At 27.0% G+C, this 1,776-nt stretch carries 1 protein-coding gene and 1 pseudogene; both read left to right on the top strand.

Going from position 1 to position 1,776, the window contains the following annotated elements:
• A partial coding sequence (locus AVBRAN12642_RS09625) for a Cj0814 family flagellar-dependent secreted protein (protein ID WP_336608305.1) occupies positions 1–1,040 on the top strand: 1,040 nt, incomplete at its 5' end.
• 184 nt (positions 1,041–1,224) lie between these two features.
• Positions 1,225–1,776: pseudogene (locus AVBRAN12642_RS09620) on the top strand (hypothetical protein); the annotation flags it as partial.

The following is a 1,776-nucleotide window of genomic DNA, read 5'->3' as shown; positions in this document are numbered from 1 at the left end:
TTGATAAAGATGGCTTTTTTACAAGTGATTTTAATAAAGCCGCAGGTATTCCGGATAATTATAAAATCCACAGCGATACTTTAAAAAATCTAGTAGATAGAAATAACAATTCTTTAAGAGCATATAGAAAGTATTATGAAATTGATATAGCAAAAACTGTTAATAACGCTTATACACTTTTTAGCCAAGTTGTAAGTGAAGATTTTTTAAACTCTAAAGATTTTTTTAACACCGAAGATATAAAGCAATTTCCACAAGGTTATGTTATCAAAAAAGGAACTTTTGAAGTGACAAAAATATTGCAAAGTCCATATGAGTTTTCAAATGTTAATTTTGATAAAAAAACTGAAGATGTTGGTGGTATGTTTTTTCATTATAGAAATGAAGATAGAACTAAGCCAAATACCACTGTTTTTCGTAGTAAGGAAATATTAGAAGAAGATAAATTATATATAAGCAATTTTGACCCTGCTGAGAATAGATATAAAAACGAAAAGGGAGAATTTACAAGAGGCGGGCTTCTTATGGGATTTTTATCAAGCGATATAAGGGCAGTAATAGAAGCAGAGACTACTTATGATGGTAAATTTAGCGGTTATGATAGAAATATCAGTAGGCAAGATTTTCATGCATTTGATATGGCACTTGGAGCACAGCTTATTAGTAGGGGTGAAAATGGCTTTACAAGTGCTGAAGTTGAGCGTATGCCAAGATGGCTAAAAGATTATGTTAAATTTAATAGATTTGATAAGAGTTTAAAAGAAAGAAGTGCTTTTTCTTCTTACGATACATATTCAAAATTAATGTTTAGTCCTATAAAAGATGGTGATTTTGAGGGGAAAAATATCACAAGTGCCTTAGCTGGAAATAATAATCTTGTCTTAACTCCAGAGCAAATCAAAGCAGAAAGAGAAACTTTAGAAAAATTTATGAAAAAGATAAGAGAATTAATGGGTATAGAAAAACCTAGTAAAGAATCTAATATAATGAGTTTTGAAGATTTATTAAAATTAGCTTTTGGTTTTAGCCAAAAAATATAAGTTTATTTGATATGAAAGTTTAAATTCCTATTTCAAATTCCATTAATTTTAAAGGAATTTAAAATTATGAATTATTTAAAAATATTACGAAAAGTAACAAATATTAATAATATTTTTAATATTAAGTTTTATTTAAAATTTCTTAAGATATTATGAGATGTCATTTCAAAATAAAGGAGAGATAATGTTTAAGAAAACATTAAAAGTTTTATCTTTAGTTGCCGTTTTAAGCTTTTGTGCTAATGCTAATGATTTATTAGCAGATATTAGCAAAGGTGCTATAAGTGATAATTCATTAGGTGTTAAAGTTTTAAATACTGAAGAGATGAATAAAGTTCATGGCGGGTATATCGTAAGTTATTTCAATACTACATTTCATAGTGCAAATTTATTGCAAACAAATCATGTGGTATTGTTTGGTGATAATGAATTAGATAAAAGAGCAGTATATATGTATGGTTATGATTTTAAAAAAACTGATAATGCATCATATATGCAAAAAAATGCATTTAATGAAGCAATAATTGGATTAATGAATGGAGAATTGTTGGCAATTTCTTTTACTCAAACAAAAATTCCTCAATTTATAGGAAGTCAATATAGTTATAGTTATGATCCTAAAGCTGTAAATTATTATACTGGTAAAACTAGAGCTATTACGGGTAATTCTTGGCTTAGAAATTTAACACTTAACAAAGCTATTAGAAATGATATTTATATGCAAGCTATAAAAGAG

This window comes from Campylobacter sp. RM12642 (assembly GCF_020137635.1).
GTDB lineage: Bacteria > Campylobacterota > Campylobacteria > Campylobacterales > Campylobacteraceae > Campylobacter_E.
This window is presented reverse-complemented; position numbering and strand designations above follow the sequence as displayed.